13 protein-coding genes and 1 pseudogene are annotated in these 12,221 nt (G+C 39.2%); 1 reads left to right on the top strand and 13 read right to left on the bottom strand.

Features of this window, described 5'->3' with window-relative positions:
- The 6 genes and pseudogenes from MM239_RS21305 to MM239_RS19730 form a co-directional block, all read right to left on the bottom strand.
- Positions 1–159: pseudogene (locus MM239_RS21305) on the bottom strand (IS256 family transposase); the annotation flags it as partial.
- A 247-nt stretch (positions 160–406) separates the two neighbouring features.
- The gene (locus MM239_RS19750; RefSeq protein WP_241350054.1) at positions 407–2,326 is read right to left on the bottom strand and encodes an OmpA family protein; all 1,920 of its coding nucleotides are present in this window, start codon (positions 2,324–2,326) and stop codon (positions 407–409) included.
- Positions 2,327–2,330: 4 nt separating this feature from the next.
- Complete coding sequence (locus tag MM239_RS19745; RefSeq protein ID WP_241350053.1) at positions 2,331–2,957, bottom strand: 7-carboxy-7-deazaguanine synthase QueE; 627 nt, start codon at positions 2,955–2,957, stop codon at positions 2,331–2,333.
- A 97-nt stretch (positions 2,958–3,054) separates the two neighbouring features.
- Positions 3,055–3,522, bottom strand: coding sequence for a GNAT family N-acetyltransferase (locus MM239_RS19740; protein ID WP_241350052.1), 468 nt, complete (start codon positions 3,520–3,522; stop codon positions 3,055–3,057).
- Between the two features lie 138 nt (positions 3,523–3,660).
- Positions 3,661–4,146, bottom strand: a complete 486-nt coding sequence (locus MM239_RS19735) for a methylated-DNA--[protein]-cysteine S-methyltransferase (protein ID WP_241350051.1) — start codon at positions 4,144–4,146, stop codon at positions 3,661–3,663.
- A 273-nt stretch (positions 4,147–4,419) separates the two neighbouring features.
- Complete coding sequence (locus MM239_RS19730) at positions 4,420–5,115, bottom strand: XRE family transcriptional regulator (protein ID WP_241350050.1); 696 nt, start codon at positions 5,113–5,115, stop codon at positions 4,420–4,422.
- Between the two features lie 149 nt (positions 5,116–5,264).
- Between MM239_RS19730 and dinB the strand changes: the two genes are divergently transcribed.
- A complete protein-coding gene (gene dinB / locus MM239_RS19725) occupies positions 5,265–6,470 on the top strand; it encodes a DNA polymerase IV (RefSeq protein ID WP_394801527.1) in 1,206 nt (401 codons plus the stop codon).
- 2 nt (positions 6,471–6,472) lie between these two features.
- On the opposite strand, the gene MM239_RS19720 is transcribed toward dinB, so the two are convergent.
- The 7 genes from MM239_RS19720 to MM239_RS19690 form a co-directional block, all read right to left on the bottom strand.
- The gene (locus MM239_RS19720; protein ID WP_241350048.1) at positions 6,473–7,606 is read right to left on the bottom strand and encodes an ATP-binding protein; all 1,134 of its coding nucleotides are present in this window, start codon (positions 7,604–7,606) and stop codon (positions 6,473–6,475) included.
- 155 nt (positions 7,607–7,761) lie between these two features.
- Positions 7,762–8,067: a HigA family addiction module antitoxin gene (locus tag MM239_RS19715; protein WP_394801526.1), complete on the bottom strand. Its 306-nt coding sequence runs from the start codon at positions 8,065–8,067 to the stop codon at positions 7,762–7,764.
- 52 nt (positions 8,068–8,119) lie between these two features.
- Positions 8,120–9,160 (bottom strand): TlpA disulfide reductase family protein, encoded by a 1,041-nt coding sequence (locus MM239_RS19710; RefSeq protein ID WP_241350047.1) that lies wholly within the window; start codon positions 9,158–9,160, stop codon positions 8,120–8,122.
- A gap of 58 nt (positions 9,161–9,218) precedes the next feature.
- Entirely contained in the window at positions 9,219–9,971 is a 753-nt protein-coding gene (locus MM239_RS19705; protein ID WP_241350046.1) for a hypothetical protein, read from the bottom strand.
- Positions 9,955–10,335: a GntR family transcriptional regulator gene (locus tag MM239_RS19700; protein WP_241350045.1), complete on the bottom strand. Its 381-nt coding sequence runs from the start codon at positions 10,333–10,335 to the stop codon at positions 9,955–9,957. Before MM239_RS19700 ends, MM239_RS19705 begins: the two co-directional genes overlap by 17 nt.
- Position 10,336: 1 nt before the next feature.
- Positions 10,337–11,155: a hypothetical protein gene (locus MM239_RS19695; protein WP_241350044.1), complete on the bottom strand. Its 819-nt coding sequence runs from the start codon at positions 11,153–11,155 to the stop codon at positions 10,337–10,339.
- Positions 11,152–12,009 (bottom strand): ABC transporter ATP-binding protein, encoded by an 858-nt coding sequence (locus MM239_RS19690; RefSeq protein WP_241350043.1) that lies wholly within the window; start codon positions 12,007–12,009, stop codon positions 11,152–11,154. Before MM239_RS19690 ends, MM239_RS19695 begins: the two co-directional genes overlap by 4 nt.
- Between the last annotated feature and the right edge of the window lie 212 nt (positions 12,010–12,221).

Here is a 12,221-nt window from a genome sequence, read left to right as displayed (position 1 = left end):
CGATCTCACCTTCAAGTAGTGTATTTACCATACCTTGCAAAATCTCACTGAAAGGACTCTCTTTTCCAAACAACCCTTTTTTACTGTAAAGACGTTCTTTCAAACGTTCACTCATCTCAGGATCATTAAAATATCCTCAATTCTCTTTTTCTTGTTCATCTTTTGTAAAGTTAGCAGACACACTTAAATGAACAGTCTCATGAGATATTAAATATTGAAAAATAACAAAAATTACACTTAAATAATACATAAAAAACAGTAATTCAAAATTAAAAAGTTTATTAAACTCATAAATCAGAACACAACAGGATTAGCTTTTTGATTTTTAACATTATGGTAACTGGCGAAGAAAAAATAAAACCAATTAACGTAGCTCAAAATTTGACCAAGTGATGCTCACAAATTCTCATCTCACCTTTACAGTAATCCTTCTATTCAAAGCCCTCCCTTCTTCGGTCTTATTGTCTGCTACAGGCAAATCTGAACCAGATCCTTCCACGTCTAACCTATTAGCGTCCACACCAACGCTTTCCAAATAAAACTTAACAGCCCTAGCTCTTCTCAAGCTTAGATCTTTGTTGTATGGTTCATTACCAATATTATCTGTGTGACCTGTGATAACCAAACCTATACTTGAATTTTCTCTTAAAAATGTCTCTAAAATCTTCAGTGATGTTTTCGAAGAAGGCTTTAAATCCGTCTTATCAAAATCAAAAAAGATATTCTCAAAAACAAACTCTTCCCCTTTTGCTACAGGAACCAAACCAACCTCCAAATTTTTCTGATCAGCAAGACTATCTCTATCTACATTGTAAATTTTTGGCAAATAACCTTTCTTCTCAACATATAGCCCCATAGTCGCTCTCTCAGGGTAGATCATTGTAAAATCTCCTGTAGTAGCATCAGAACCAAACCTATACAAAGTACTATCTGATGCGAGATCTATCAAAGATAAAGTAGCCGCTACTGGCTCACCTGTATTTTGATTCAAAACCCTCCCTTCTGTCACAGTCAACCTCCCTCCTAAATCAATCTCATCTGGAAAACCAAACCTGTATAGATACGACCTATCTTGTCTCCCATCCACAAACTCCGTCTCGGTAAAATATGCATAATCTCGCTGCGCAGTGATAAATAAGGCCAATTGATCTTGGTGATCATTGATAGGATAGCCAAGATTCTCTGGGGTGGTAAATCCCCCCTCTTCTACTTTGGACATGAATAAATCTAATCCTCCAAACCCCAAATGCCCATCAGAAGAGAAAAACAAAACTTCATTGTTGAAATAAATGAATGGAGAAACCTCATCTTTTGATGTATTGACTTTGTCTCCCAGATTCTTAGCCTCGGACCACCCGCCATCCTTTAGCCTCAAAGAATACCAAATGTCTTTCCCTCCAAAACCACCTCTCCTGTTAGACGAAAAAAACAAAATACTCCCATCTGCTGAAAGCGAAGGTTGTGAGTCCCAAACTCTTGAATTGACATTTTTACCCATATTCAAAGGCCTCTGCCATGATTCACCAACTTTATATGAAACATATAAATCACAATCTCCAAAAGAATCTGGCATCTGACATGAAGTAAAAATTAGTATCTTCCCATCAGCTGAAATAGTACAAGTACCCTCATTGTAAGCCGAGTTGATACTTGGAGAGATACTCTTGGGAGCTCCCCACACGGACTCAACCTCATCATAATAAGACACAAAAATATCTTCATGCTCAGCATTAGTAAGTCCATCTCTTTTGGTAAAAAGCATCTTCTTACTATCAGCCGTCAGAACTGGAAAGTACTGTAAAGTGTATTGGTTAAGCGGTGAGGGAAGCTTTTCCTTTTTGATACCAAAAGACTTCTGAATGCCTTGACTGATAAAATCAACTTGTCTCTCTATTTCCAAAAATTGCCGAGTAGCTTTAAAATTAGTATGTAGAAGCCCTTTGGCTGTATCAAATTCCTCTATGGCCAATTGAAAAGAACCAACCCTTAGCAAACAGTGTGTTTTCAACCAAGCGATGTCTCCCCTGACAGCGGAAGATACTTTGACATTTCTTGACAGCCCTCGATTCACTACTTGCAAAGCATCTTCTGGCAACCCTTGCGTCAAAAGAACCCTACCCCACTTCAAGTAGGACTCCAAAAAGTCCGTATCTCTCTCAATAGAAGCTTTAAACTTACCAATCGCTTCATCATACATGCGATTTTGTATTAGCTCATCACCTTCCTGATGTAGCTTAATCGCTCGTCTATCAGATGTACTATACGTCTGCCCAAAGCCAGAGAATACAACCAACGAAAACAGTGCAATGATAAGTGCTTGCTTCATAAATTTAGGGTATATCCATAAATTTATGAGTTTGTAGCGAAATATTCCAATTTGGATGATTTTTTACATAATCTACTATCTGAGAAGTAAAGACACTAGCCTTACTCCATTCGGGCTGTAGTAGCAATTTACAAGAGCTATTGACCAGATTAGCGTGTTTTTCAGCAAATTCAAAATCAGATTTGTGAAAGACCACTACCTTCAATTCATTAGCAACTTCATAAATACTTGGATGAGGCTGCTTGAATTTTTTGGGAGAAAAGCATACCCAATCAAAATCACCTGAAAATGGATGTGCCCCAGAAGTTTCAATGTGGGCAACAAAGCCTTCGCTCTTCAAAAGTTTGGTTAGGGGATTCAAATCGTACATCAATGGCTCTCCTCCAGTGATCACAACCTTTCGCCCCGGAAAGCGCTTAGCCTCGGCTACAATTTCCTCTATAGATTGAACTGGCCACTTGGAGGCTTCCCATGAGTCCTTGACATCACACCAAACACATCCCACATCACAACCGCCAAGTCTAATAAAATAGGCTGCATGACCTGTAAATGCTCCCTCTCCTTGAATAGTATAAAAAGCCTCCATGATAGGAAGCATCAATCCCGCTGCTACTGCGTCTCTTTTTTCCATGATAATTTTTGGTGAAGCGGGTGATCGAACCGCTGGATTCAAAATTAATTCCGATTTTCGGATCGCAAAGGTAAGATTTATTTGGGGAATAGGAAAATCATAGATCAATCTCCATCTTTATATCACAGCGCAGGTACTTACCACACTCTAAGGATGTCTCCACAAAACCGAGGCTGCGATACAGCTCTAAAGCAGCTTTGAGTTTTGTATTACTATAAAGGATGAGTTTCCTGCCTCCCATGAGTCTCGCCTGATCCATGATCGCTATGGACAAAAGCCGACCGACACCCTTGCCTTGATGTGAAGATGCTACACCAAGCTTGATCATCTCATATACCCCTTCCTCTACATACTTCAAACCTACTGTACCAAGTGCCACTCCCCCAGCTTTGGCCATAAGTATGGTGCCCCCCTGATTCAGCACGGTTCCCTCGGGATCCTCAAGTTGTGCAATATCAAATGGCTCTAAAGAAAAATATTCCTCCACCCAAGTCTTTGTGATATCTCGAAAATCTTCATGATCCACCGAAGTGTAAGGAACAATTACAATAGCCTCTGTTAACATGCGTTAGTATTTTTTTTTACCGAAAGGTAGAAAAAAGTAAAACTTCATCCTATCATAAAAATAAGATGGCTGAATATTCTTATCTTCACTAAAAGCTAAATTAATTCAGGGATACTTTCTAAGAAACCCCTGAAGATATCACATCCCTAGAACAGCTTGAAGCCCAATACGGTCTTTCTGCTCTAACTCTAGCAAAGCTGACTTGCGCCAAACTCCCCCAGCATACCCTGTCAACTGACCTGACTTTCCGATGATTCTGTGACAAGGAAGCATCACCAATATAGGATTGGCTCCGATAGCTGTCCCTACAGCTCGCACTGACTTTGGGCTACCAAGGTTTGTCGCTATCTGCTCATACGTCTTTGTCTTTCCAAAAGGAACCTTGTTTGCCTCAAGCCAAACACGACGCTGAAAATCAGTACCCCCTAAAGCAACGGGGACATCAAAAGTCTTTTGCTTACCTTGAAAGTATAAGCCTAACTGAATCCTAACATCCATCAATACACCGTCCAAAAATTTATCTGTAACAGGCTCATCTGTAAACCTTAGCGAAATCAAATATCCTTCAAAAGCCTCTGCTCTTATATTGCCCAAGGGCGTCTCCATGATTGCAATCTCTCTCATCTCTTCTTTTTTTTAAAGTAAAAAAACACTCCACACTCAATGATCACTAATAAATATGCGCACGCCAATATGGTAACAACGAAATATAGGAGCTTTTGTCTTAAGAAAGGGCATATATTTTCATTATTTACACAAAATAAAAAATATGCACCCCAAACTAAACACCTAATAAGATATAACTAAAACCTAAAAAAGGAAAAAATCCCAAATAATATTCCTCTACACTTTATCACCGCGCAAAGTCAAAACTTGAAACACAGCAAAATCCAATCATCAATACATCACCATCTTAAACCTCCAAACTTCACGCAAATCTGAAACTGCCACATAAAATGGCTTGTATATAGGATTGCTAGAGCAAAGTAAAACTCGCTCCCTATCTTCTACTTGGCTATACGCTATCTTAAAAGTCACCCCATCTTGCTCTGTCACGAGCACATAGCGTTGACCATCTTTGATCTTCGTCCAATCGTCCACATATTCACAGACGATCCATGCCCCATCAGGTAGTGGCAACATCGAGTCCCCATCTATCTGAAAAACCCTATACTTCTTGTCCGAAGGTAAAAATGGCAAGGAAAACCTTGGCAACTCTTCTATAAATTCTGGATCTGAAAATCCTGCCAAGTAAGAAGCCTTGGCTCTTTGCGACACCACTTCTATCAACTCCCTCCCTTGTGTATCTACCGTAGTAGCCAAAATCCTAAGGTGCTTCCCCTTCAAGTACTGATCTGTCTCCAATACTTGGCGTAATTTGTACGCCGACAAAGATTGGAGGTCTCTACGCAGTAGCAAGTCTACAGACACCCCAAAATAATCCGAAATCATCAATACCACATCCAAAGGAGGATTGATATTCAACTCATAACCAGCCAACTTAGACCGACTGATACCCACTGCCTGGGCAGCAACCTCCTGTGTCAACCCCCTCTGCTTACGCAAAAACTTGATATTCCCGTGGATATACATCGCTGTTTCACTAATTTTTAATAAAAGACCTTTTTAATATACTGACATTTATTGTCCTGATATTTTTCATACTTATGGGAAATTCCCCTCAACCACATTTCAAATCTAAACAATAAAGATTAAATTATAAACAATAAAATGTCAAAATAATAGACAAAGTGCAAAGTATATCAAATAGACAAATTCTACACATGGACCTAGATTCATTCTTTGTATCGGTGGAGCGACTGTATGACAATAGACTTTATGGCAAACCTATCCTTATCGGAGGATCTAGTGACCGTGGAGTCGTAGCTTCCTGTAGCTACGAGGCAAGAAGATTTGGCGTACATGCTGCCATGCCTATGCGCACAGCGCGACAGCTCTGCCCAGAAGCCATCCTTGTACGAGGAGATTTTGAAAAATACAGCCAGAAATCTCAAGAAGTCACTGCCATCATCCAAGAAGATGTCCCGCTCTTTGAAAAGTCCTCCATAGACGAATTCTACATCGACTATACGGGGATGGATCGGTATTTTGGCTGCTACAAAATGGCTCAGGAACTACGAAAAAGAATTCTAAAAGAAAGCGGACTCCCTATTTCTATGGGCCTATCTCAAAACAAAACTGTATCCAAAGTAGCCACAGGAGAGGCAAAACCTAACAATGAGAAACAAATCCCTACAGGAGATGAGAGACCTTTTCTCGCTCCACTTTCTGTCAGAAAAATCCCCATGATTGGAGAAAAAACCTCGCACACACTCTACAACATGGGCGTAAAAAAAGTACAGACATTACAAAAAATGCCTGCGGAACTCCTAGAAGCCACCTTTGGGAAAAATGGTCGAATCATCTGGGAAAAAGCCAACGGCATAGACAATTCCCTAGTCACTCCTTATACAGAGGCCAAATCTATATCATCTGAGAACACCTTTGAACAAGACACTATCGATGTCAAAATGCTCGAAGCTCACCTGATCGCTATGACAGAACAGCTTGCTTCTAAGCTCCGGAAAAACCAACAGCTTACCGCCTGCGTGAGTGTAAAGATTCGTTATTCGGACTTTGACACACATACCGTGCAGCAGCGAATCACCTACACCTCCACAGACCACACCTTGATCTCTGTGGTAAAAGCGCTTTTCAAAAAACTCTACAATCGCCGCATGCTGATCCGTCTGATAGGAGTACGATTCAGCAGCTTAGTCCATGGCAACTATCAGATCAACCTGTTCGATGACTCTGAAGAACAAATCAGGCTTTACCAAACACTCGACAAGCTAAACACCAAATATGGAGACAAAACAGTCTGTCGCGCCATCGCCATGCAAGTCGGCAGAAGAAGGTTCAACCCCTTCAGTGGCGTGGAGATCTAGGCCTATTTCTTTACTGTCAAAAAATCCATGTAATTATCAGGAGATACTTTCTCATAGACAGTATTAGGGTACGCATCTTCAAAACCAGAAGGGAGTGAAGCTCTCCTCTTAGAGTTCCATTTAGCCTCAAAAGCATGAATCACACCTCCCCTTTCTTCTAGCCAATCCAATTCCATTCCTGTCGTCGTCCTCCAGAAATAAACATTGGCTTTTATTCTGTTATAATGCAAAAACTTCATCCGCTCAGAAATGATAAAATTTTCCCAAAGCGCTCCTGTATCATTCCTCAAAGACAGAGAATTAAAATTGTTGATAATCGCATTCCGAACGCCATTATCCCAAAAGTATATTTTCTTTCCTTTCTTGATTTCCCTTCGCATATTACGGCTAAAGGAGTTCAGCTTGAAGATTACATAACTTTTCTCAAGCAGATCAATATATTTTTCAGCTGTCTCTTTATCTATCCCTATGGTATTTCCCAACTCATTAAAAGTGACTTCAGAACCTACCTGCAACGCCAAGGCAAGTAGCAATTTCTGTAAAATGACTGGCTTTCGTACTTGATCCAAGGTTAGAATATCTTTATAGAGATAACTACTCGTAAGTTCTTCAAGAATCTCTTCTGCTTCACTTGGTTTATTGACAACTTCAGGGTAAAAGCCATAGATCAGCCTCGTATCAAGCATCCTTCTTTCCTCTCTTTGAGAGCTATGGATGATCATTTCTCCCGTAGATACTGGATAAAGACTCAATTCTCGCTTCCTTCCTGTGAGAGGCTCCTTGATTTCATTTACCAACTCCAAAGCAGATGAACCAGACGCAATCACTTGCACATCGGGCATGCCATCTGCGATCAGCTTCAAAGTCAAACCAATGTTTTTGACCCGCTGAGCTTCATCGATTACCACCAGTGCATGTGATCCGATGAGTGACTTTAGTCTAGTAATTGTCACGTCCTCTAAATCAGCCCTATCATCAGGATTGTCACAATTGAGCCACAACACATTCAGCTTCTCATGCACGATCAACTGCCTCAGTGACGTAGTCTTACCGACCTGCCGGGGTCCCAATACCAGCAACACCTTTCCTCCATTTAGGCGCATTTTAAGCTCTTCCTCTATAACTCGCTTAATCATAATCAAATCATTTCAAGCGAAATTATAAAATTATTCGATTATAACCGAAAATAAACATGTAATTTTTCGATTACAATCGAAAATAAACATGATATTTATCGATTAGAGCATTAGAGCCTACTTGGATAAATGGGGCATTTACCTACAAAATCACATTAGACAATATCTTCATAATGTCTCAGTTCTTTGAACTCTAACTCTTTCGACTCTTTTTCTTCATCGATATCATAATCATCTTGAAGTCCAAGCCAAAATTTCGCAGAATTACCAAAGCATATACTCAGCCTTAAAGCCGTGTCTGCCGTAATTCTGCGTCTCCCTTTTATGATTTCCGAAATCCGAGTTTGCGGAATTTTCAAATCCTTAGAAAGTCTATAGGCTGTGACTCCCAAAGGTTCAAGAAATTCAAAATTTCTCCAGGGTGTATATTTGGTAATTTTTCCATCTTTTTTCCTATTCAATGATAGTCAATAATCGCCACTTCACTAGCGTGCCCTTTAGTACAAAACCGAATCATAAAACGGAAGAAAGCAATTGGCTCAACTGCTCCAAACTGATTCGCCTGGCGACAACCCTCCCTTCACGGTCAATCAATATATTATCAGGAATAGCACTTACACCAAACATCTTAGCGACTTCATTTTGGCTTCCTTTTAAATCTGAAACATTCAGCCAAGTCAACCCATCAGCTTGAATTGCTTTTTCCCAACTACCTCGATCAGCATCTAGAGAGACTCCCAAAATCTCAAACCCACTATCCTTATACAATTCATATATCTTTAACAAATTCGGGTTTTCTGCACGACAAGGACCACACCACGAAGCCCAGAAATCAACCAATACATATTTACCTCTCAGATCTCCAATAGAAACAAGCGCTCCATTCAGCCCCTCTTGTGAGAAGTCTTTGATAGGCTGCTGAAGTTCAGTTTTGCTGTTTTTGTCAATGGTATTTTTGAGACTATTACCATAATAGCTCTTCTGAATATCCACATCAAGTTTGTCGTAAAAAGAAACCAACTCTTCTGGAGAAAATGCAGGACTTGCTTGCTCTACTAAAATCAATGAAGCTATTTCCTTTGGATATTCTGCGGAAAATGTTCTAAGCTCATCTAGGTAAAATTGTTTTCTTTCATCTATACTTTTCCCTTGCATCGCACTTGTATTTTGCATTAGCCTAGCTTCAAATGAATCAAGCAGTGCATTGGCACGACCGCCTTCAGTCACCTTAGTACGAAGACTACATACTGGCTCACCATCATACACCCTCGTAACCGTATCTACCTTGACAGCCAATTCTCCAGGCTCAAGAACAAATATATTGTAGTAAACCTGCTTTTCGTTTTTGATGAAAAAACTAGCTGGGGTAGCAAGATCAATATTTCCAGAATAGGTAAAATCACCATCTGTTACAGTGCAGCTGTCTACTTTGGAATCGTATTCTAAATATACAGTTCCAGTGAAATCTTGGAATGAGCCTTTGATTGAAAAGGAATTTTGAGCAGCAAGTTGATTTGAAAATAAAATCAATAAAATGAAAGCGTATCGTAGCATAGTGAGTGATTTAGGATGTATTGTAGCTGGGAATTTCTTTCGAACTAAATCCCTTTTCTCAATTCCAGAAATAAAATTTAGAATTGGTATCTTTTTTTAAGTTTACATCTTGTGTACTTTTTGGTAGCACTAGCTCTGAAAAGTCCTTAACCCCTCCACTAACCCCATCTAACCCACTATGAATCAAAACTTTACTTCTCTCCGTGTCAATATCAAGGTGTTTTATGGAAGCGTAAGCTTGCAAAACAGAACTTGATCTCCCTGTATATTTCAAACTCCCTACAGAAAGATCTGAACCTAAGACGAACGTTGAGTTTGAGGACGTAATAGAAAGACTATCCTCTATGAAGCTCCTTCCCGCAAAAAGATCCAATGTAGCCACACTATCGATCACAAAAGATCTTACTTGAGTCCCAACCTGTAAGGTGTAAGCTACAAACTTCTTCTGATGAATGCCCCTTATAAATAAAGTATCTTCTTTCACTTCAAATGAATAGCGCTCATCCTTTTCTGAAGCCACCTTTATATCCTTAGGATTGGTTCGCACAATACCTGGAATACTATCCGTAAAAACAAAGACATGACCTGAATTACTTACGGACACTACACTGAACTCCCCCTCGATTAAATCTTTCTGATAATCCATATCCTCAACTTTGAATGGAGTTCCATTTTGCTTATTAAGATTAAGCTCTTTTTCAAACGCAAGTCTTTTTTCACTGGTATGTGCCGAACTATACAGCCACCCGCACACTATTCCCAACCAAGAAATACTGAGAAAAAAGATCAATAGTTTATTGCTTGTTTTCATTTTGGTTTTCATTAAGTTGATCAAATAAATCTTTAAAATCAGCAGGTAACATTTTTAATACCTTCGCTTGATGTACTAGCCTAGGCAACTCTTGTTTTATAAAGATTTCTTTTTCATCCTGAGTCAGTCGCTGTCTAGCATTACTTGAGACGAAAAAACCTATCCCCCGCCTGTTATCTACTATCCCCTCTTGCTCCATCAAGGCATAGCTTCTCATGACCGTATTCCTATTGACTTCTAAATCCACTGCCAGCTCTCTCACAGAAGGAATTTTATCTCCTGGAAGCAACATACCAGTAAGTATTTGATCTACTAGCCGGTCTCTGATTTGTACATATATATTTTTACCTTCACTAAACTCCATATCAGATCTCTCTTTCTTTTAGCCTGTGATAAGCTATTATAAAACTAAAAACACTACCAGTATAGAATATTGGCATCAAGATCAATATTAAAACAGGAATATCTTCACCAAAAAATCGTACTTCTGCACTCACATCAAGAAAATCCCCTAACCCAATATAATTATAATAAAACACCCTATAAATAAGCAAGCTTGAATACACTGTAGCCATTACAATCAATAGGATAAAAAGAGGCGTAAGCACTACATTCCATTTTCCAAAGTACAAGCTACCTGTAAATAATATTGATGGTATGAAGAAGAGTATACCCAAAACAAACATATAATACGCAACAGGCCTTCCTGGCTTTAAGGGCCATAATGTTTCGAGCCTTATAGACTCTATTTTTTCATACCCTTTCACCATTGGATAAAAAATCTCTGTACTAACTAAGCGGGACAGAATTGCCGCACTAAAAAAAATTAATGGCATGATCAAAAATAGAATTCCAAACTTGACTATAATCTGTGACAAAAGTCTCTCAATATTTGAAGCTGGTAAAAGAAGGTAGCGGTCTATCTCCATCTTGGACCTCAAATCCATAAAACTCTGCCCTATAATTAAAAACATAGCCCCTATCATGTAGAAATAGTAAGCACTTGTATAAAGTCTATCTTCCCAATCATCATTCGTAAAAGCAGCTTTTTTTCTCATGGTATACAGCAATATTGCAAACACGATCAAAAATGCCGCTAGTAAGAGCATTTTATAAAACCTCCTATGCATCAAAAATTCAAATTTGATCAATTTCAAAATTCTGGATATAGATAAATTATTCATGGTTTGACTAGTTTTTGATTGGTTAAAAATTCTCCAGAGATCTTGCCTTCAATCACCGCATTGAATAGCAATTCCAAATCTGGACTTCCTCCAGAATCTCCGACACTTTCAGACTGCCCAATGATGTAATGTGCTCCTAACAAATGTGACTCTACATAAATCGCTCCTTCTGGCGCTTTGGCTGCTTGGGAGAACACGAATTCATTTTCCAGTTCCGCCAGATCTGCATGCAGCTTAATCATCCCTTCATCCAAGACTATCACCTGATCCACCAAGTTTTCAATATCCTTCACTTGATGGGTAGAGATCACCATCGTCTGATCTTCTTGCAAACTACCCGAAAGCACTTTCCTAAATGTACTTTTGGATGGGATATCTAAGCCATTTGTGGGCTCATCAAAGAGCAGTAACTTGGCTCCTGAACTCAAACCAATAGCGATCTGAAGCTTTTTCTGCTGTCCAAATGAAAGATTGGAAATTCTTTGGTTGCCTGTGATTTTAAATTGCACAAGTAGCTCTTCAAGCCTTCCGATATCAAAACCCTCATAAAAGTCCTTATACACAATTACATAGTCTTTTACTTTCAGAAATTCAGGCACTGAAACTTTTTCCGGAATAAAAACCATTTGGTTTAAAAAGGCAACTTCTCTTTCAAAAGTAGCATGGTTATCAAATTTCACAGCTCCTGCTTTTGGCTTCAGCAAGCCTGCCATCAGGCGCATCAAGGTAGATTTACCCGCGCCATTCAATCCTAATAAGCCAATTATTTTACCTTGCTCAAGAAATAAGTTTAATCCTCGACAAATCGTTGGCTTTTTGGGGTAAGAAAAATCCATTTTTTCGATAGTGACCATAACTACTGTTTTACTGTCCTAGTTAATTAGGACACTAACATAGTTATCTAAATCTATAATTCAAAATAAAAACTAATAATAGAGTAGGAAGATAGGGATTACTTCCCTATCTGTCCTCTCACACCACCGTACGTACCGTTCGGTATACGGCGGTTCTTTAAGTTTTGATTTTAACCTTTTGGTAGTAGTCGGACAAGAATACATACCCTGCC

The organism is Belliella filtrata, from assembly GCF_022549775.1.
GTDB classification, from domain to species: Bacteria; Bacteroidota; Bacteroidia; order Cytophagales; family Cyclobacteriaceae; genus Belliella; species Belliella filtrata.
Note: the sequence above shows the minus strand (reverse complement) of the source record. Positions and strands in the feature narration are given on the sequence as shown.

Bases quoted from the DNA above. Each gene is read 5' to 3' on its own strand.
- MM239_RS19705 (WP_241350046.1), bottom strand. From the start codon at position 9,971: ATGAAAACAAGCAATAAACTATTGATCTTTTTTCTCAGTATTTCTTGG.
- MM239_RS19720 (WP_241350048.1), bottom strand. From the start codon at position 7,606: ATGATTAAGCGAGTTATAGAGGAAGAGCTTAAAATGCGCCTAAATGGA.
- MM239_RS19700 (WP_241350045.1), bottom strand. From the start codon at position 10,335: ATGGAGTTTAGTGAAGGTAAAAATATATATGTACAAATCAGAGACCGG.
- MM239_RS19690 (WP_241350043.1), bottom strand. From the start codon at position 12,009: ATGGTCACTATCGAAAAAATGGATTTTTCTTACCCCAAAAAGCCAACG.
- MM239_RS19750 (WP_241350054.1), bottom strand. From the start codon at position 2,326: ATGAAGCAAGCACTTATCATTGCACTGTTTTCGTTGGTTGTATTCTCT.
- MM239_RS19745 (WP_241350053.1), bottom strand. From the start codon at position 2,957: ATGGAAAAAAGAGACGCAGTAGCAGCGGGATTGATGCTTCCTATCATG.
- MM239_RS19740 (WP_241350052.1), bottom strand. From the start codon at position 3,522: ATGTTAACAGAGGCTATTGTAATTGTTCCTTACACTTCGGTGGATCAT.
- MM239_RS19710 (WP_241350047.1), bottom strand. From the start codon at position 9,160: ATGCTACGATACGCTTTCATTTTATTGATTTTATTTTCAAATCAACTT.
- MM239_RS19735 (WP_241350051.1), bottom strand. From the start codon at position 4,146: ATGAGAGAGATTGCAATCATGGAGACGCCCTTGGGCAATATAAGAGCA.
- MM239_RS19695 (WP_241350044.1), bottom strand. From the start codon at position 11,155: ATGAATAATTTATCTATATCCAGAATTTTGAAATTGATCAAATTTGAA.
- MM239_RS19730 (WP_241350050.1), bottom strand. From the start codon at position 5,115: ATGTATATCCACGGGAATATCAAGTTTTTGCGTAAGCAGAGGGGGTTG.